16 protein-coding genes are annotated in these 18,268 nt (G+C 55.0%); 8 read left to right on the plus strand and 8 right to left on the minus strand.

All coding sequences use genetic code 11. The features are described 5' to 3' along the window. The first annotated feature begins 50 nt into the window (after positions 1–50). A complete protein-coding gene (locus BAR1_RS16985; RefSeq protein ID WP_118944128.1) occupies positions 51–485 on the plus strand; it encodes a MarR family transcriptional regulator in 435 nt (144 codons plus the stop codon). Positions 486–595: 110 nt separating this feature from the next. Here BAR1_RS16985 and BAR1_RS16990 read toward each other — a convergent pair whose 3' ends face one another. From BAR1_RS16990 to BAR1_RS17010, 5 genes are all read right to left on the minus strand, one after another. Continuing rightward, a complete protein-coding gene (locus BAR1_RS16990) occupies positions 596–1,762 on the minus strand; it encodes an amidohydrolase family protein (RefSeq protein ID WP_118944129.1) in 1,167 nt (388 codons plus the stop codon). 79 nt (positions 1,763–1,841) lie between these two features. Then, positions 1,842–3,230: a P-loop NTPase family protein gene (locus tag BAR1_RS16995; RefSeq protein WP_118944130.1), complete on the minus strand. Its 1,389-nt coding sequence runs from the start codon at positions 3,228–3,230 to the stop codon at positions 1,842–1,844. An 8-nt stretch (positions 3,231–3,238) separates the two neighbouring features. Further along, a complete protein-coding gene (locus tag BAR1_RS17000) occupies positions 3,239–4,147 on the minus strand; it encodes a PP2C family protein-serine/threonine phosphatase (RefSeq protein WP_118944131.1) in 909 nt (302 codons plus the stop codon). Further along, positions 4,131–4,904, minus strand: coding sequence for an FHA domain-containing protein (locus BAR1_RS17005; RefSeq protein WP_118944132.1), 774 nt, complete (start codon positions 4,902–4,904; stop codon positions 4,131–4,133). The genes BAR1_RS17000 and BAR1_RS17005 overlap by 17 nt, the downstream gene beginning before the upstream one ends. Before the next feature lie 33 nt (positions 4,905–4,937). Continuing rightward, positions 4,938–7,574 carry a serine/threonine protein kinase gene (locus BAR1_RS17010; RefSeq protein WP_162891827.1) on the minus strand — a complete coding sequence of 879 codons (2,637 nt, stop codon included), beginning with the start codon at positions 7,572–7,574 and terminating at the stop codon, positions 4,938–4,940. Between the two features lie 313 nt (positions 7,575–7,887). On the opposite strand from BAR1_RS17010, the gene BAR1_RS17015 reads away from it, so the two are divergent. The 3 genes from BAR1_RS17015 to BAR1_RS17025 all read left to right on the plus strand — a co-directional run bounded on the left by BAR1_RS17015 (position 7,888) and on the right by BAR1_RS17025 (position 9,601). Next, on the plus strand, positions 7,888–8,190 hold the full coding sequence (locus BAR1_RS17015) for a hypothetical protein (RefSeq protein WP_118944134.1): 303 nt from the start codon (positions 7,888–7,890) through the stop codon (positions 8,188–8,190). 68 nt (positions 8,191–8,258) lie between these two features. Continuing rightward, the gene (gene cobO / locus BAR1_RS17020; RefSeq protein WP_118944135.1) at positions 8,259–8,867 is read left to right on the plus strand and encodes a cob(I)yrinic acid a,c-diamide adenosyltransferase; all 609 of its coding nucleotides are present in this window, start codon (positions 8,259–8,261) and stop codon (positions 8,865–8,867) included. A 71-nt stretch (positions 8,868–8,938) separates the two neighbouring features. Continuing rightward, positions 8,939–9,601 (plus strand): sugar transferase, encoded by a 663-nt coding sequence (locus BAR1_RS17025; RefSeq protein ID WP_118944136.1) that lies wholly within the window; start codon positions 8,939–8,941, stop codon positions 9,599–9,601. A gap of 12 nt (positions 9,602–9,613) precedes the next feature. Here the strand turns inward: BAR1_RS17025 and BAR1_RS17030 are convergent, their stop codons facing one another. From BAR1_RS17030 to BAR1_RS17040, 3 genes are all read right to left on the minus strand, one after another. Then, positions 9,614–10,618 carry a helix-turn-helix domain-containing protein gene (locus BAR1_RS17030; protein ID WP_118944137.1) on the minus strand — a complete coding sequence of 335 codons (1,005 nt, stop codon included), beginning with the start codon at positions 10,616–10,618 and terminating at the stop codon, positions 9,614–9,616. Next, positions 10,611–12,830, minus strand: a complete 2,220-nt coding sequence (locus tag BAR1_RS17035) for a glycoside hydrolase family 99-like domain-containing protein (protein ID WP_228408608.1) — start codon at positions 12,828–12,830, stop codon at positions 10,611–10,613. Before BAR1_RS17035 ends, BAR1_RS17030 begins: the two co-directional genes overlap by 8 nt. A gap of 69 nt (positions 12,831–12,899) precedes the next feature. Further along, positions 12,900–13,670 (minus strand): ABC transporter permease, encoded by a 771-nt coding sequence (locus tag BAR1_RS17040; protein ID WP_118944138.1) that lies wholly within the window; start codon positions 13,668–13,670, stop codon positions 12,900–12,902. Between the two features lie 89 nt (positions 13,671–13,759). Here BAR1_RS17040 and BAR1_RS17045 point away from each other — a divergent pair, with 89 nt between their 5' ends. From BAR1_RS17045 to BAR1_RS18370, 4 genes are all read left to right on the plus strand, one after another. Beyond that, positions 13,760–15,004, plus strand: coding sequence for a sugar transporter (locus tag BAR1_RS17045; RefSeq protein ID WP_228408610.1), 1,245 nt, complete (start codon positions 13,760–13,762; stop codon positions 15,002–15,004). Between the two features lie 15 nt (positions 15,005–15,019). Then, the gene (locus BAR1_RS17050; RefSeq protein WP_118944139.1) at positions 15,020–15,697 is read left to right on the plus strand and encodes an ABC transporter ATP-binding protein; all 678 of its coding nucleotides are present in this window, start codon (positions 15,020–15,022) and stop codon (positions 15,695–15,697) included. After that, a complete protein-coding gene (locus tag BAR1_RS17055) occupies positions 15,697–16,611 on the plus strand; it encodes a glycosyltransferase (protein ID WP_162891828.1) in 915 nt (304 codons plus the stop codon). The genes BAR1_RS17050 and BAR1_RS17055 overlap by 1 nt, the downstream gene beginning before the upstream one ends. A gap of 140 nt (positions 16,612–16,751) precedes the next feature. Beyond that, positions 16,752–18,239, plus strand: a complete 1,488-nt coding sequence (locus BAR1_RS18370; protein WP_323368579.1) for a calcium-binding protein — start codon at positions 16,752–16,754, stop codon at positions 18,237–18,239. Positions 18,240–18,268 lie beyond the last annotated feature (29 nt).

Raw genomic sequence — 18,268 nt, forward strand, 5'->3', positions numbered from 1 at the left:
TGTGCAAAACCCTTTATTGTTGGTGTTGCATTGATTAAAGCGGGCGCATTATGGCAGATGAAACAGAAAATCGGGACGACTACAGGCTGGACGATCAGGCCGGTTACATCATGCGGCTGGCCAGCCAGCGGCATGCCGGAATTTTCCAGTCTCTGGCGCCGGCCGGTCTGACTCCGACCCAGTTTTCCACCCTGATGCGCCTGCACGAGCAGGGGGAGTGTTCGCAAAACCGTCTTGGGCGACTGGCGTCAATGGATGTGGCAACGATCAAGGGCGTAGTGGACCGGTTGCTTCGCAAAGGGTTGGTCGTATCTAAACCCGACCCGAACGACAAACGCCGTATGCTGATTTCCCTGTCGGAGAAGGGTGTGGCGCTGATCCCGTTGCTGCACGAAACCGGCCATGAAATTACAGCAGAAACGCTGAAACCTCTAACCGGTTCAGAACAGCGCAACCTTTTGAAATTACTTCGAAAATTGACCTAGAGCGTGTCGTACCTGATTGGGTTCGAGTATTCGGATGGCGGGGCGAGGCAGCGTTTGCGAAAGCAAATGCGTTCGCCCTGCCAGCCGAATGCGATTTGGTGCGACATGCTCTAAAGAACAACCTCGGGGAACCGCGTGGCCGGTGGTGTGTTGCGACTGCGATGGCTGGTGACAACCCCGTCAATGATAGTCATACCGATACCCGGCAGGTTGCCCAGTTCCACCGATTCCAGAATGTTTTTTCCGGGCGCATGTTGCGCCTGATCCATCAGCACAAAATCGGCGGCATAACCGACCTCGATCAGACCGGTATCCAGTTCCCGCTGACGCGAGGTGTTGCCGTTGGCAAAGCAAAACGCAATTTCGGCAGGCAGGTCCCCAAGGCTGGACAGCATCGCCACCATCCGCAAGATCCCCAATGGCTGCACCCCTGATCCGGCAGGCCCGTCGGTGCCCAGAATGATCCGGTCCATCTGTTTCAATTCCCGCGCTGTGTTCAGCGTCAGCATCGCGGCGCGCTGGTTGCCGTTGTGGACAATTTCCAGCCCCGCCGTGCAGCTTTCGCACAGGCACATGATCTGATCATCGGGCAGGGCGGAATGTCCGCCGTTGATATGGCCAATCACATCCGTGCCGGTTTCCAGCACCATATCGGCGTCAATCAGGCTGGAGCCGGGCACCGAAGGGCCGCCCGTGTGGATCGTGCTTTGAATGCCGTATTTGCGCGCCCAATCAACCATCTGGCGGGCAGTTTTGCCGTCTTTGACGGTGCCCAGCCCGACCTCGCCCAGCAGTTTCACGCCCGCATCGGCCAGATCCTTGAAATCAGCCTCGACCATGCCTTCTTCCAGGATCGGCGCGCCGGCCAGAACCTTCATCCCCGAGGGGCGGAAATTTTCGTACCAGCGTTGCGAGGCAATCGCCAAGGCCTTTAGCCCCACAATGTCCTTGGGCCGTCCGGGCAGATGCACCTCGCCCGCCGAAATCATCGTGGTGACGCCGCCATGCAGAGTGCTGTCGATCCAGTTGATCTGTTGCTGACGCGGGGTGTAATCGCCGATCACGGGGTGCACATGGCTGTCGATCAGACCGGGGGCCAACGTCACCCCGTGGGCATTGATCACCGAGGTCGCGCCTTCGCCATCCATGTCTTTCTCATAACCAATGGCGCTGATTTTACCATCAATGGCAATCAGGCAATCCGCCTCCAGAATGGGCGCTTCCATCTTGCCGGACAAAAGCAGCCCGATGTTCCGAATGACAAGTTTCTGAGACATGGCATCGCTCCCTGCTGTTTTCGTTAGTATACGAACGGGGAAAACGATGCGTCAAGCGCGGGGTCGTCTGGCAGGGCTATTAAGCGGCGCGAACCAGTATGCTTTCGATATCGCGCCGGACCTGCAACAGTAAGGTCAGGGCATCATCCGCAACAGAATCCGACTGCTCGTGCTGCATCAAGATCAGCGTATCCTGTGCATCATAGACACCCGCGATAACGTCCGATAGCGCCGGGCTTGCCCCGTCTTCCAGAACGCCTGGCAGCATTGCGATGGCTTCTTCGCAAACCTGCAACGCCTGATCATCATCCCATGGATCGGGGTGATCCAGCGAAGCGACCAGATCACGCTCGTAGACAGAAAGCACTGCAAGGGCCTCTTCCAGCAAAACCTTGTCTTTGTCTGCAGATTCAACTGTCTTGTCATCGGATTTATCTGTGTAAGACGGGCCGACAACTTCGAGTTTGGGGGCTGCGACCGTGCGTTGACGTTCCGGTTCAACCGGGGCCTCTACAGGCGGTACTTCGGCCATACGCGGTGAAGTAATGGTCTGTTCGTGCTCTGGTGTATCCACTTGGACAGGAGCATCTTCAGACACCGGTTCGTTAACTTGCGGCGGTGTGTCCACCACAGTTTCGGTTTCCTGATAATCGCAATCGCGACAATACCGCACCAGTATCTGTTCCGCATTGTCGGTGGTCGCCCGCTGTGCTTCTTCTATCTGCCCTTTGATCGCAGAAATCAGGCCGGTGGCCCCACTGGATTTGAACAGGTTCAAATTGAGATTTCGACCAGTGCCGCGTGCCTCAAGGGCCAGTTTGGCCGAGATCGGCAAAATGCGAAGAAACTCGTCCCCGCAATTCCGCGACAGGGTCGCTAGGCGTGTGTTGATCTCGGCTTGACCCATCAGTTGGTCGGTCTTGGTCAGCAAAAGGAAACCGTGGTCTTTCAGGCGGTCAGGTACAACATCCCAGATGTCCTGTTCATCTTCGGTAAAATCTGTCGAACACCAGATAGCGACATCAGCCTGTTTGCAGGCCCATGAAACTGCCTTTTGCTGTTGTTCGGGGACATCCGGAGCAACGACTTCCATAACGCTGATTTTGGCCAAAGCCGGTAGGTTTGCCTGCACAGTCACAAAGGCAGGTTTAAGGCTGGTACAAGCCTCGAAATCTATACCGCCGATGATCTTCTTCGACCCGTCCGGCAAAGTGCAGAGCATTTTTGGCTCGACCCCGAATTCCAGTTTGACAGACGGCATTCCGTCAATCCCGTCGGGCACCATATTCTGACCCAGAAGCAAATTCAGAACGGCTGTTTTTCCAACACCGGAAGCCCCCAGCAATACAATCCGTAGGGGTGTATCAAACCCTTTCAGGACATTCTTTGCCGGTTTGGCCACATCTTCCGGCAAAAGGCCGGTCGAAATAGCAAATTCAAGTTTTTCCCGGGTGGATTTCTTTGACATCTATTCCATCACTTTCCGGTATTCACAGCCCGTATTTGATCGGGCTCAAAAACGTGGCTTCCATTTCCATCATTCGCGGCCTTTGCCATTGTCTGGCGGCGCACCCGTTCAGACATCGGTGTGGCCGTAGCGTCATTCACCTTGATCACACTAAAGGCGATGTTGTCCTGATCGGGATCATCAAGTTTTCCCAGTTCATTTAACAGAACTGCGGCGATTTCAGAGGCCGTTTTACGGCGGTTTTTATTCAACAGTCGCTCGATCTGGGCGTCCGTCAGGAATTGCAAACCATCCGAGGAACAAACGAGGATATCCCCCTCTTTCAGTTCTGTATGCTGTTCAGGGCAATCAACTTTGGATATCCGCTCGCCCATCATCACCGATGTCAGGCAGTTGCGATCAGGATGATCCAGCGCGGCATCGGCATCCAGCAGGCCGGATTGCACCATCAGGTCGATCTGTGGCGCCATTGAATGGTCTTCGTTCAACTGTTTCATCTTGCCTTGACGGAACAGGTACAGCGGAGAATCCCCGACGGATAACCAATACAGACGGTTTTCCATGATGACCGGAACCACGAGTGTTGCCCCCATGCCTTCGGCTTCGGGGTGATGCGCCACATGGGTCGCGATGCTTTCATTCGCCATATTGGCGATTTCACGCAAAATAGCCGGGGCCTCGGCCTCGAATGCATCTGTATCCGCCAACTGGAATTTCAGCTCACCATAGACTTCGGTAAGGACAAGTTTGCTGGAAACATCACCGGCAGCGTGACCGCCCATGCCATCGGCCAGCACTAGAAAACCGGTATCCGAACCGATTGGAAAGTCGCTGACAATGGCATCTTCCTGGTAGTCGCGTGCGCCTTTGCTTATCGCGCTGGCAACATCAAAGCGCGATTCACGCGATCGCCACATCTTCGTCCCCTTCATTGGTGCTTTCCCAATTGAAATCGGGGCCACAGAACGTCTTTAGACGCAATGTGGTTTCACCAATCAGAAATTCGTCGCCATCCTTGACCTGCTCGGTGGTCAGGACAGGTTTTCCGTTCAGGCGGACGATGTTGGATTTGCCGCCATGGCCCAGATAGAACAGGTGCTCGGCCGGATCATAGGCAATCGCAGCATGGTTATCGCGCGAGATGGCCATATCACCAAAATCAAGCGGGATCGTCTGATCCAGACCACGGCCAATTTTTGTCATGCCGGTGAACAAGGGAAAGCTGGCACCAGCACCCGGACCGGCAATAACAACCAGCCAGCCGGTTGGATTCATCGACATCATTGTCTGGGAAACAGCAACGGGTTGTTCGGCTTCGTCAAACGGGTTGGCAACCGACGCATCCTGTGGCTGAAAGCCTAGAATACGGGTCTTGTTGCGCGCCGGGCGACGGGTGCGGCGTTTGGGTTCAAAAGCGGGCTCTTCCGGGGCTGCAAGCGGCACTTCCGGTGTTTCTGTGGCTTCGTCATTGATATCCCAGATATTGACAGCCGCGACTTCTTCTTTTTCATCGGTTGCATCAATAACAGATTGCAATTCAGGGAAATTCTCCAGCGATACAGCCATATCGCCTTCGACCTCGGAAACAGCTTTACCCAGATCGTTCTGCTCATCCACCCAGGCATCGTCCTGATCCGAATGATGTTTTCCAAATAGCTTACCAAGTAGTCCCATGCTCTTTACTTTCCTTACAAAAACCAAAACGGCTTAGTTGTTGTCAGTCAGTTGAATAGGCGCGATCCATTTTTTCCCGCCACGATCAATAATGAAATTCAGTTTAGTGTCGCCCTTGTTGATTTCTCTCAACAGAAGTTCATCCAGAGAAATATCAACACCGATTTTTTCGCCTGTATCCAGATATGTCAGGATAACATCGCCAGCCATGATGCTGTTTTCGGCTTGCTGTGAAGTGATTGCTATCGGGCGAACAGTTCCATCAGGAATTTCCCGCATTTGCAGCTCCAGACCAGCCGGAAGCACAAGGCCCGAAACAACAGCAAGATTTGCCGATTGCGGATCTTCTGTCCCGTTAATGGTGAATTCAGCCTGAACCGAGTCCAGATCGCCCAGATTTTCCATGCTACGCAAGGTCGGGTTGATCTGTGCAAATGAGTCAATTGGCACGCCATTTACCGCTGTGATCTGCTGACCAACCTGAACCCATGTTGGCGCATCTTCACCAATTCGGGCAACAATACCGGGTTGATCCGCACTTTCCGAGAAAGGCAAATAAGCAGATTTGACCGGCAAGAAACCCAAGGTTCCCACGGTTTCAATATTAACCGGTTCGGCAGGTTGATCTACAGCAACTTCTGTCTCGATTGATACCGGTGTAATTTCAGCAATGGGTTCAACATCGGTTGAGGTCTCTAAAGCAGCGACAACATCCGAAACAGCCTCGGGCGTGTCCGCAACCGGGGTATCCTCGACAACAGCAACAACAGCTTCGGTGCTGTCAGCAATTGTTGTATCCGCGATAACTTCAGGTGCATCGGCCACTTCTTCGGCAACAACCTGGGGAATATCGATAACCGGAGTATCCGCTGCAACTTCAATCGCAACGTCTAATGGTTCCTCTACAGGGGTATCCGCCACAACATCGGCGATAACCTCGGGGGTATCTGAAACAGGGGCATCCTGCACAATATCAGCAACAATGTCGGGGGCATCCGCAACGGGCGTATCCATTGCAGCGTCAGCGACAACAACAGGTGTCTCAATCGCAACTTCAGGGGTGATTTCGGGGGTTTGCGCAGTATCCGCAACAATTTCGGTAACAACTTCGGGGATATCCAAAGCAGGAGTATCTGCTGCAGCGTCTTCGGCAACCTCGGGGGTGTCCACAACGGGCGCATCCACTACCTCAACGGCAGAAACCTCGGGAACGTCCACAACGGGCGCATTATCAATAATGTCAGCGACATCCTCGGGGGTGTCCAGAACCGGAATATCTACTGCAACGTCTTCGACGACCTCGGGGGTGTCAACAATGACCGTATTCACCACAACATCCGATGTAACCTTGGGGGTTTCAGCAATTGGACTATCCACGACAACGTCAGTGGTAACCTCGGGCGTATCCGCAATTGCGACCACAGCCTCGGGGGTGTCTATTGCGATCAGTTCTTCGGAGTCTGCAACAGACGCAATAACGGGTGCATCAACTGCTGGCTCCACTTCGTTACCGCTTGTTGGGGCGGCAACCGATTCTTCTGTGGCACTGGAAACTATTTCAGCGGGTGCGGGAGCCATACCCTTCCAAACAGCATATCCGCCGCCTGCCGTAACCAATATGATTGCTGTCGTCATCAACAGCTTCTTCGAGCCGGATTTGGTTGGCTCATCCTCTTTGGTTTTCGCACTGACAGCCGCCGATTTGCTTGCTGTAGGAAGCTCGCTAACACCGCCGCTAATCATTTCCATCCATTCCTTGGCAGTCTGGATGCGGTCCTTTGGCAGCACTTTCAACGCTTTGTCTATCGCAGCCAGGAAGGCCTCGTCATAGCCCTCGATGCGACCTGTCAATGGAACATATGGATCGTCCTCATCGGACGCCAAGGCAGCAAGGCGCGTTTGTGAATCCGTCGGCATATCGCCGGTGATCAGGTGATAAAAACTTGCCGCCAGCGCATACAGGTCGCTGGATGGCCCCTGTTTGCTGCCGTTTACATAGAATTCCTGCGGGGAATAGCCGTCTTTGACCACGCGCAATGCTGACAACACGCGGCTGGCTTTGGACACCTCTTCACGGGCGGCGCCAAAGTCAATCAACAGCGGTTCGCTTGTTTTTTTGTCGATCAGGATATTGTCCGGTGAAATATCACGATGCAGAATGTTTTGCCCGTGCAGATAATCAACCGCGCCAAGGATCTTTCTCAGGATCTTGTTGATCTCGGCCGGGGGCAATCTTTCACCACCATCTTCCAGTGTCTCCAGAAGATCGAAACCCTCGATATAATCCAGCGCCATATAGGCGGTGTCGTTGTCCTCGAACACCTGATGCACACCGACGATATTCGGGTGGTCCAGCTTTGCCAGACTTTTGGCTTCTTGCACGAACAGATCGATGACCGACTTGAATTCGGCCTGATGTGCACGTGACCGCGCACCAACCCGTGCATAGCTGCGACGACACAAGGTGTTGGGAAAACATTCCTTGATCACAACCCGGCGATCCAGAGAATCCTTTGCCAGATAGGTGATACCAAAACCACCACTGTTCAGGAATTCCTCGATGACATACTGGCCATGAAGAAGCTCTGTTCCAGGCTTCAGCTCATCAACAAAGTCGTCTTCACCACCTTGCTCGATAATCTGGTCAATCTGTTTAACCGTAGAAACCATTTGTTGCCCCACCCGGGTTGCTCATTGAATTTGATCCGGCAACAATCCATTGCCAAGACCATCAACTGTCTTAAGAATTTGTCAGAAATATGATGCGATTAAGTCTATTTTTCAGAGAACTAGCCTATAGGTTGATTTTTAAAGGGTTTTTCAACCTGATTAATTCTGACGTTCATACCGTTCAACTGTGCTAAATGCCTTGTTTATTTGATCATGTGGGTAAAATCCCGTGATTCTCTCAGACCAGGCATCAATTATTTACCCAACGTTAACCATTAGGGATGAATCTGGCTGCAAAACAGCGAGGGTCCCGATGAAACGTTTCTATTGGTTAATTATTCCGGCAGTGATTCTATTAACCGGCTGTGACAGCCCCCATCCGCGCTTTGCGCGAGTCGAGGCCCAGAAAGTCACGGTAGACGGCAGCACATTCAAAATCCGTATCCGTGATGGCTATGCCGAAGCCATCCGCACCAATTTCGAACGCCTGCCAAAAATCGGCGATACCTTTCCCAAAGCCGCCAAAGCAATCGAGATTGCCAGCGGCTGCAAGGTGATCCCGAACTCGATGAAGGGCGATCCGGCGCTGATGGTGGCGAAACTGGATTGCAAATAGTCGAAACCGCTCTTGCATCCGGTCCCGCAAAACCGCACTTTGGGGGTCAGGAAACAGGAGTGTGCCAGATGACCCAAGACACCGACCGCCACGCAATGAAAATGGCCAAGAAGAAGGCCGCGCGCGACAAGATCATGGCGACCAAGACCGATCAAAAGGGTCTGGTCATTGTGCATACCGGCAAGGGCAAGGGAAAATCCTCGGCCGCCTTCGGGATGATATTCCGCTGCATCGCGCATGATATGCAATGTGCCGTGGTGCAGTTCATCAAGGGCGGCATGTCCACCGGCGAACGCGATCTGATTATCGACAAGTTTAACGACATTTGCGAATTCCACACGATGGGCGAAGGGTTCACCTGGGAAACGCAGGACAAATCCCGCGACACCGAAATGGCGCAGGCCGCTTGGGAAAAGGCCAAAGAGCTGATCCGCGATCCGGCCAACAAAATGGTGCTTCTGGACGAAATCAACATCGCGCTGCGCTATGATTACCTTGATATTCAGGAGGTTGTCGATTTCCTGCGCAATGAAAAACCCGAAATGACCCATGTGGTTCTGACCGGTCGCAATGCCAAGGACCCTTTGATCGAGATTGCCGATCTGGTGACGGAGATGGAATTGATCAAGCATCCCTTCCGCTCGGGCATCAAGGCGCAAATCGGGGTTGAATACTAAACCGGCTATTTTCGAAAACGGCTCCTTAACTTTTTTGCGCCAAGGATGGCACAAAAAAGAAAGGGATACATATGCCGGTTGCGACTGTTCGGACCTCTGTTGATTTGCCTGTGGTGACCCGCCCGTCCCCCATCGGGGCAAAGCGGGTGATGGATGTCGTTCTGATCCTGCTAACGCTCCCTGTTTGGGGCTCATTGATGCTTGTCATAGCAGGATTGCTGATGGCAAAGGGCAGGCCGGTATTTTATTCCCAACAGCGCGTCGGACAGGGTGGTCGGTCTTTTCGCATTTGGAAGTTTCGCACAATGGTGTCGCAGGCCGACGCCAGATTGCAAGAGCACTTGCAGAAAAATCCTTATGCAGCCCGCGAATGGCGCGAAACGCAAAAACTGCGTCATGACCCGCGCGTGTTTTCTCTGGGCGCGTTCCTGCGCAAATCCAGTCTGGACGAATTGCCCCAGCTTTGGAATATCCTCTGCGGCCAGATGAGCCTGGTTGGTCCGCGCCCGATTACAATGACAGAACTGGTTCAGAAATACCGCAGCCATGCGCCCAGCTATATGAAATGCCGTCCCGGTCTAACCGGACTGTGGCAGGTATCGGGGCGAAACCGGTTACGGTATTCACAGCGGGTGCAACTGGACGTGGCCTATGCCACAGGGCATAACCTGTGGCTGGACCTGAAAATCCTTTGGCGCACCATCGGTACAGTGCTGCGTGGAACCGGTTGCTAAAACTTACGCAACTTATCTTGACCCTTCCTTGCCGGACAAATAGATCCGGCGTGCAGCACGTACCCAAAACGGGGTTGTGATATCTTCACGATACAACATCGTGTCTGGCCGGTTGATACTGGACATTCCAAAGCCGGGTTGAAACTGCACGTGGCGTTCGACAAGCGTGGAATTCACTATCTGAAAAAGTTCTGCCAGAGCCTCGATTTCGTTACGGGTGAACAGACAGCTTTCCACCGCTGATCCGAACTCCAGATCAAAGGCTTCTTGAACGGCTGAAAACAGATCCTCTTCGGCCGGGTGTCCGCCTGCAATCACCAAACCGGCCCAGGTCGGTAATGCGCGGGGCGAGATATTCGAAACCCCGTTGTTGACCATAGTCAAACCCTCAACCCCGAATGGAAGACCCAGAAATGACAGCATCACCCCCAGCACCCCATCGGTCGCGGAGCGGGCAGTGTTGAAATCAACAAAATGGATATCCTTGGGGTGAAACCCGCTTTTCAAATGGTCATACAAGGCCAGATAGTCGCACCATAGCCCGTCCACCATTCCCGTTTGAAACGCCTGTTCAATCAAAACAGGAGGGCGGGGCGGAATCCGGCTGCGGGCGACTTCCAGATAAACCGATTGCAAAAACTGCCATTGTTCCCGTAAAAAACAAATCAGGCTGACACTTTCAAACCCGTCAAAAATTCCGGCCAGCGCCGCCATATCCACCTGACCACCCGCACCGCCGCCGCGGGAAAATTCCTCGCTCGACAACAGCAGGGTGACATCGCTGTCCACATATTCAGCTGCCAGCGCCTGCAAGGTTCCGATCCCGCCATTTGGTAGATCATAGGCCAGCGGCAGCGCAATCCAGTCAGTCAGCAATCCGTGGTGTCCGCTGTGTTTGCCCAGCGCCGGATAGACCACCCCGTGTTGCGCCAGCAAATCACGGTTGGCGTAAAAGGTGTCCTGAATGGTTGTCGTCGCTGTTTTATGGGTTCCGATATGTAAAACCAGTCTAGCCATCGCGCAAAGTTTCCTTCAATACATCCAGATACAACCTGCCAAAAGTCTCGCTTGGTTCCAGCACCGCCTTCTCGGCCCATTCATTCCATGCATTAATGAACAGTTCGCCGCGATAGGAGTCGTTCAACCGGTGTTCCTGCACCGACCGCAACCATTGACGGAAACTGGCCGGATTGGCCCCATGCGCAATATGTGCCTTTGGTCCGCGCCTTGCTGTGTTGTCCCAACCGGGCATGATCCCTGCGATGGTGTTGTTGGGCAATTGCCGCCGATACGCCGGTTTGACCGACCGTCGTGCCACAGCGTTGTAATCGTAAATCAGACCGCCAAACCCGTCTGCCGGTGTAGATCCACCCATCTGATTGCCAAGCGGCCCGCCATACAGGAAATCTTCGCCTTTAACCAACCCATGCGGAGGCATCTCGACCCAGAAATCAAATAGGTCTTGGGCCACCTCGCTTTTGCCTTTTACGTGGAAGGAGACCGCCCCCAGTTCGACCTCGCCAATGCCGGCCTGCCTCCATGCCTTGCGCATCCGCTCAATATTTCGCACCGGATCGGGCATATCCTCGGGCCGGTAAATCACAAAGCGGGGCCGCGTACCGTCGGGCCGTTGATAGCGATCATCGCGCATATAGGGCAGGGTGGATTTTACCAGCCCATCCTCGAACCCCTCGCAGTAACTTTGATCAAGCAGCACCTCGCCCGACAATCCGTCCCAGTTCCGCCGCCAGCTTTCGTTTGCCCAGCACAGATAGAACGGGAACGCCACATCAGGGCGTTTCAGCAGGTTGTCCAGCGGTGTTTCCAGCACCCGTTTGCCATCAAACCAGTAGTGATAGACGCAAAACGCATCGATCCCCGCTTGCACCGCCAATTCGGCCTGCTGCCCCATAACTTCGGGCGCACGCAGATCGTAATAGCCCAGATCCGCCGGCAGCATCGGTTGTAAATGCCCGGGATACATCGACTGTGCCCCGAGGGCCGCCCGCCATTCGGTATACCCCGCACCCCACCACGCATCGTTTTCCGCAATCGGATGGAACTGCGGCAGGTAAAATGCGCTGGTGTAATTCGGTTTGGCAAGTTGACGCGCCACAGCCTTGCGACCGATTTCACTGCTTTGACGCACCGCCATACCTGCCGCCAGCGCCAACCCGCCAATCGCACGTTCAAAGGCATGGGCAAGAGTGCCGTCTACCTGACCTGTTTCCGCCTCGAACACTGTGGAATCCAGCCGCAACGCGCGGATCATGCCCAGCATCAGCGGCTTGACCCAATACATAGACCCCGCCGGAAACGACAGATCATCCGCCGCCCCGTCCAGTTCCAGTCGCCGCAGTAACATGACGGTTTTTTCCCTGTTCGACCCCCACCATTGCGCGCCCTTGAAATGCTGCCCGTCCGCCACCCAGAAACCCGCATCCGCGTCGGTCAAAAACCCGTCCAGTTTTGCCGCCAGCCCTTCAGGTGGCAATATCCCGTCAATCAGATGCTGGCGCCATTTGGCCCCGTCATTACGATGTGGGGATTTTTTGGTATGGATTTTGCAAACTGCCCTGTAGCCATCAAATGCCCCTGCGTTCAGCAAGGTGACAAACGGTAGAATATCACGTCCCTTGTTGGCCACCGGCACAATGGTCGACTTGGGAAAATCCGCGCTGATCTCGGCGGCCAAACCATCCGTTTCTGCTCCCCGCCATGTCACCGTAATATACAGGTCATAGTCAATTTCCAAGGCCTTCAACCGCGCATAAAACTCGGCCCACAGGTCGGGATAATAGACATGCACAACCACCGCCACAGGTGCCCGTTTGCGATGCGGGTCAAACCGCAATACCTGTTCCGGACAATCGGGAAAACGGTCAACCGCCGCGGTACGAGTTAGCCGCCCCTCTTTGCGGCCGCGACTCAGGAAATGTCGAAAAGGGCGCATTCCGCTTTCGGCGACATCCGGGTTCAGACGCAGATAGGACTCGGGCGAAAACTCGGGGTTTGGCTGCATTCCCGCACCCTCGCCCAACAAAATAAAATGGTGCAGGGGAAACAACCGGTAAAACGGATGCAGTGCCGGATTGGCCCCACGATAGAAGGTTGCGTCAAACATCCCGCTGGTTTTGGCCTGCCACAGATAGGCCCATTCCGACGGCCGCAGCACCAGCGTACGCACAGCTTTTTGCAGACGCCGCAGCATCACCTTTGCACCTGACATGCCCCCTCCTTCGACATTCAATCCGATTCCCCGACACCCTAGACCCCGACAGTTAAGCAACGGCTAAAATCACCCCTCGCTGATCAATCGTCGCGCATGTCGGCCCAGAAATATCAACGCTGGCACCATCGCCAGCAGGGTGACAAGCACCGGATACAGTGGTTCGGAAAATCCGGCCGGATATGTCGAATATATACCCGCCCGCACCAACCCGATCACATGCACCAGCGGATTGAACCACAGCCAGTCGCTGAACGGGGCGGGCACTGCCTCGGGCAGAAACAACACGCCGGACAGGATAAACAGAGGGCGGTTCAGGATGGACCAGAGCCGCTCCCAAAGCGGGAACATTTCAAACAAAAACGCATTCATCGCCCCGATGCCAAACCCCAGAAACGCCGCCAGAACCAGGCCGGCGAACAGGGGCAGGAACGACAGCGAAACGGGTTGGCCCGACATCGCCAGTATCCCGCCGATCACCAGCGCAAACACCAGCAGATGTGTCAGCGTATTCAGGATGAACCGTGCCAGCAGCGCGTCCCACCATGTCACTGCCGGATAGGCCAGTAGGGGCCGCGAAAACCGCAGGGCCACGCCGATTTTCTGCGCCAGATCACTATAGAGCATGAACGGCAGGTAACCGCTGGCATAAAACAGCGCGAAGCTTTTACCCAAAGGCGGCTGGTCAAAAACGAAGGTAAAGACAAAGGTCAGCAAAGCCACCGCCGCCACGGGTTCAAGCACGGCCCAGAAATACCCCCCCGGTGTGCGCCCGAAGGTGGTTGCCATTTCACGCAGGATCAGGGCGCCTGTGGCGCGAAAAGATGCAATCCGGTGCAAAACATACCCCCGCTGGTTAGCTGTTTCTTCAGGTTTTGGGCTTAGGCCAAAGAAATGAAGAAGCAATTACCGCAAAAGGGATTCCTTTTATGAACAGTCCTGTCAGGCTTCCGGTTGCGCCCGCTCAGGCCGTTCCTGCGCCCGAGCAAAACCGGATGGCACCGGCACACCGGTTGCCCCCGCCAGTGCCCCAGGCCCGCGTTCAACGCCGTCACCGCTGGATACATGCCAGTTTCATCCTGTTGGTCATTGCACCGCTGATCATGGCTGCGTGGTACCTGTATACCCGCGCCGCTGATCAATATACCTCCACTGTCGGATTTGCCGTGCGCACCGAAAAGGCGGGGTCGGGGCTGGACCTACTGGGGGGAATTCCCGGTCTGTCGGCCCTGTCTTCGACCAGTTCTTCGGATACGGATATTCTGTATGAATTTCTGCTGTCACAGGCACTGGTGGCAAAGGTTGATCAGCGCCTGAACCTGCGCAAAATCTGGTCGCGACCGGAAAACGACATTGTATTCAGGTTTGATCCGGATGGCACGATCGAGGATCTGACGAAATACTGGTGGCGCATGATGCAGGTTTCCTATGATCCGGGAACGCGGCTGATCACGCTTCAGGCCCATGCCTTTGCCCCAAAAGAAGCGCGCGATATTGCAGCGGCGGTGCTGGAGGAAAGCAGCGGGATGATCAACCGTTTGTCGTCGATCGCACAGGATGACACCACGCGTTATGCACGCGAGGAATTTGACCTGGCCAAGGAGCGGCTGGAAAACGCACGGTCGGCCCTGAAGGCATTTCGCAGCCAGACCCATATCGTTGATCCGCTGGCCGATTTACAGGGTGAAATGGGGGTTCTGGGGCAGCTTCAGCAAAAGCTGGCGGATGAACTGATAGCGCTGGATATGCTGCGCAGCACGTCGCGCAATCTGGCCCGTCCCGACGGGCGCAGTGCCGAAACGGTGGATGTGCGGATTCAACAGGCGGAACTGCGGGTGCAGGTGATCCGCGAGCGGATCGATAGCGAGCGCGCCAAATTCGGCGGCGGGGATGGCCGGCGGGACTATTCCGCCCTTGTTGGTGAATTCGAGCGGCTGAATGTCGATCTGGAATTTGCCCAGAAATCCTATGTCGCGGCATTGGCAACGCTCGAGGCCGCCCGTGCCGATGCCCAGCGCCAAAGCCGGTATCTGGCGGCATATGTCACCCCCACACTGGCGGAAAAACCGCTGTATCCGAAACGGGCGCAGATACTGGTGGTGATGGCTGTTTTGCTGGGGTTGGGCTGGGCCGTATTGGTGCTGGTCCTTTATAACCTGCGCGACCGGCGATAGGTTGGGGTCGGGCCGATGATTGCACTGCAAAACCTTTCAAAAACCTTTGTTGCCCAAGGGGTGCACAAGGTGGTCGCCAATGACATCAGTTTTACCTTTCCCGACCGCGAGGCTGTGGGACTGTTGGGGCGCAACGGGGCCGGTAAATCCAGCCTGTTGCAAATGATTGCGGGGGTGATCGATCCGGACGCCGGTGAAATAATTTCGGATGGGCGTATTTCCTGGCCAGTCGGGTTTCAAGGCAGCTTTCACCCCGATCTAAGCGGCGCCGAAAACGCCCGTTTTGTTGCCCGCCTTTACGGTGTTGATACCCGCGGCATGGAAGCGTTTGTTCAGGGTTTTGCCGAATTGGGCGATCATTTCCACCTGCCGTTTCGCAGCTATTCTTCGGGTATGCGGGCGCGGCTGGCTTTTGCGGTTTCGATGGCTGTGCCGTTTGATACCTACCTGATTGACGAGGTAACATCCGTTGGCGACGCCGCGTTCCGCACCAAAAGCGAAGCGATGCTGCACAAACGGCTGGAGCAGAGCGGGGCGATTGTGGTGTCCCATTCGATGGACCTGTTGCGACGTATTTGCCGATCGGGGCTGGTGCTGGAAAACGGGCGCACCTTTTTCTATGCCCGCATTGAACGCGCGATCGAGCATCACAATTACCTGATGCAAGGCCAGCTTCCACCGTGGATGCGCTGATGGATAGCGATCCGATCACCGTTCTGATGGCCACCTGCAATGGTGCAGCCTATCTGGAGCAACAATTGCGCAGCATCACAATCCAGTCCCGTCGACCAACGCAGTTGATCATTTCCGATGATGGCTCGACCGATGATACGCCAGATATTCTGGCCCGATTTATCAACAGCGCCCCGTTTCCCGTCACCACAATCACCGGCCCGCAAAAAGGCGTGGCGCAGAATATGCTGGCGCTACAGGCCCTCGCCCCGCAAGGGTATGTTGCCTTTGCCGATCAGGATGATGTCTGGATGCCCGACAAACTGGCCCGTTCTGTTGAGGCGCTGTCGAAAATCCCCGCTAACCGCCCCGCGCTTTATACCGCCCGCCGGATCATCACCGACGACAGTTTAAACCCCCAGGGCATTACAAGATCCCCGCGCCGCGGCCTCGGATTTGCCAATGCACTGGTGCAAAACATCGCCCCCGCCAATACCATTATGCTTAATCCGGCTGCGCTGGCTTTGGCCCAATCCGCAGCGGGTGAATTGTCCACCCACACCCCGCCGTATCATGACTGGTGGCTTTACCAACTTGTGACGGGCGCCGGGGGCAAGGTATTTTTCGACCCCCGTCCCGCCCTTTATTATCGCCAGCACAAGGGCAATTACCTTGGAGCCGGTAAGGGGATATCCAAACGGTTACAGCGTCTAAAGGCACTGTTTGATGGCACCTATCGTGGATGGCTAATGGCGCAGGCCCATGCGCTGGAATGTTCTTCTGATCGCCTGACCGCTGAAGCCCGAGATCAACTGGCCCTATTTTTGCAAGCACTGAACGGGACTGCCCGTATCCGGCAACCCGTTCGGGTATACCGGCAATCATTCCCCGAGCAGGTATTGTTGCGGATATCCCTGGTGACACACCGGTTTTAACATGTGTTAAAAACCCCTTTATCGTTTCCAGACAACTCTAGAAAAACTGGCTGATTAGGCCCAAAGGCGGCCACATTTACGCCCCGTCTTTTCCTGTATTCCCCCACATCCTGATTATTGATCCAAAGCGGGGGTAAAGTGTGACCGGATTTAACTACAAAGCTGTCTTTCAAAGCGATGCCTGGGCCTATCTGAACGGGATCACCAGTTTTCAACTGGTGCCGGACGGGGTTGGATACAGGCTGTATGGCGGATCGGGGTCCTATGGCGGGATCATCGGGTTTGATCTGAGCGCGGGGGCCGTGGCCAGCCATATCGGCGACTGGCTGGTGGATGATGGCGGCAACAGTTTCCGCCTGTCGGATTTTACCATGATCGGCACAGACCTGCTGGTGGCCGAACTGGGCAGCAGCCATCTGGAACGCTACAGCTTTGATGCAGGCGGCAGCCTGTTTAATCCGGCGCCTGCCAGCTATGGCGGTGGCACCCCGGTGCTGACCCCGCAAATTACCAGCCTTTCGGTTGGTGCAACAACCTTTGTTGTGACAGGCGGTGGCGCGGGCGGGCCGGAAGGATTGAATATTTACGAGGTGCAGGGTGGCACATTTGTGCATCGTGATACGGTTACCGACCATATCAAAGTCACCGTCGGAGACATAGCCGACCTGATCAATGTCACTGTTGATGGCACCACTTATCTTGTTGCCGGCTCTACCGCGGAGGGGGGAATAAGCACCTTTACAATTGACGCCAGCGGGAATGCGCATCTGGTGGATGCCATTGGCGCAAAAGAAGGGCTGTGGCTGTCCGGTCTGGACAGCATGACAGCAACCGAGGCAAACGGAACCAGCTATATCATTGTGGCTTCGACCCTATCCAGCTCGATTTCTGTGGTGCGCATCAATCCGATGGGGGTTTTGTATGTCACCGACCATATCACCGATACATTGGGCACCCGGTTTGACAATGTGGATGCAATCGACAGTTTTACGGTAAACGGGCGTGGATTTATTGTTGCCGGTGGCAGTGACGACGGCCTGACCCTGCTGGAAATAATGCCCGACGGCAAGTTGCTGGAACATGACAGCATCGAAAATCAGAACGGCTGGACGCTGGAAAACATCACCGCGATTCAAACCGCGGTTTTCAATGGCGAAGTGCAGGTTTTTGCTGCAGGCAGCCGGATGTCGGGGATCATGCAGTTTACAATTCCCACCGACACCTTGGCCACGCCGATCAATGGTGACAGCAGCAATAACACGCTGTCCGGCACCGCACTGGATGACCTGATCTACGGCGAGGCAGGGAATGACACCCTGTATGGCAATGGCGGCGACGATATCCTGTTCGGCGGCAGCGGGCTGGATCAACTTTATGGCGGGGCCGGGGCGGATGTATTTATCATTGATAGCAGCCCGGATCAGGACCAGATACGTGATTTTGAACTGGGTCTGGACCGGATTGATCTCAGCCGGTGGGGCATGGTTTATGATCCGTCCGACCTGACCATTACCTCGCATGCTGGGGGGGCGACTATTCAGTTTGGTGATCTTTCTTTGGATATCATGACAGATGACGGCAGCACATTGACCGCTGCAGACCTGACCGCCGACAGCTTTGTTTTCTAGCAGGTGTCGCACCTAATAAGATTCGAGCA

Source organism: Profundibacter amoris (assembly GCF_003544895.1).
In the GTDB taxonomy this organism is placed as follows: domain Bacteria; phylum Pseudomonadota; class Alphaproteobacteria; order Rhodobacterales; family Rhodobacteraceae; genus Profundibacter; species Profundibacter amoris.

What these genes read in the sequence shown, in the direction of transcription:
- BAR1_RS17005 (WP_118944132.1), bottom strand. Translation starts at nt 4,904, where the DNA reads ATGGGACTACTTGGTAAGCTATTTGGAAAACATCATTCGGATCAGGAC.
- BAR1_RS17030 (WP_118944137.1), bottom strand. Translation starts at nt 10,618, where the DNA reads ATGGCTAGACTGGTTTTACATATCGGAACCCATAAAACAGCGACGACA.
- BAR1_RS17035 (WP_228408608.1), bottom strand. Translation starts at nt 12,830, where the DNA reads ATGTCAGGTGCAAAGGTGATGCTGCGGCGTCTGCAAAAAGCTGTGCGT.
- BAR1_RS16995 (WP_118944130.1), bottom strand. Translation starts at nt 3,230, where the DNA reads ATGTCAAAGAAATCCACCCGGGAAAAACTTGAATTTGCTATTTCGACC.
- BAR1_RS17050 (WP_118944139.1), top strand. Translation starts at nt 15,020, where the DNA reads ATGATTGCACTGCAAAACCTTTCAAAAACCTTTGTTGCCCAAGGGGTG.
- BAR1_RS17000 (WP_118944131.1), bottom strand. Translation starts at nt 4,147, where the DNA reads ATGTGGCGATCGCGTGAATCGCGCTTTGATGTTGCCAGCGCGATAAGC.
- BAR1_RS16985 (WP_118944128.1), top strand. Translation starts at nt 51, where the DNA reads ATGGCAGATGAAACAGAAAATCGGGACGACTACAGGCTGGACGATCAG.
- BAR1_RS17025 (WP_118944136.1), top strand. Translation starts at nt 8,939, where the DNA reads ATGCCGGTTGCGACTGTTCGGACCTCTGTTGATTTGCCTGTGGTGACC.
- BAR1_RS17045 (WP_228408610.1), top strand. Translation starts at nt 13,760, where the DNA reads ATGAACAGTCCTGTCAGGCTTCCGGTTGCGCCCGCTCAGGCCGTTCCT.
- BAR1_RS17055 (WP_162891828.1), top strand. Translation starts at nt 15,697, where the DNA reads ATGGATAGCGATCCGATCACCGTTCTGATGGCCACCTGCAATGGTGCA.
- BAR1_RS17010 (WP_162891827.1), bottom strand. Translation starts at nt 7,574, where the DNA reads ATGGTTTCTACGGTTAAACAGATTGACCAGATTATCGAGCAAGGTGGT.
- BAR1_RS16990 (WP_118944129.1), bottom strand. Translation starts at nt 1,762, where the DNA reads ATGTCTCAGAAACTTGTCATTCGGAACATCGGGCTGCTTTTGTCCGGC.
- cobO (WP_118944135.1), top strand. Translation starts at nt 8,259, where the DNA reads ATGACCCAAGACACCGACCGCCACGCAATGAAAATGGCCAAGAAGAAG.
- BAR1_RS17015 (WP_118944134.1), top strand. Translation starts at nt 7,888, where the DNA reads ATGAAACGTTTCTATTGGTTAATTATTCCGGCAGTGATTCTATTAACC.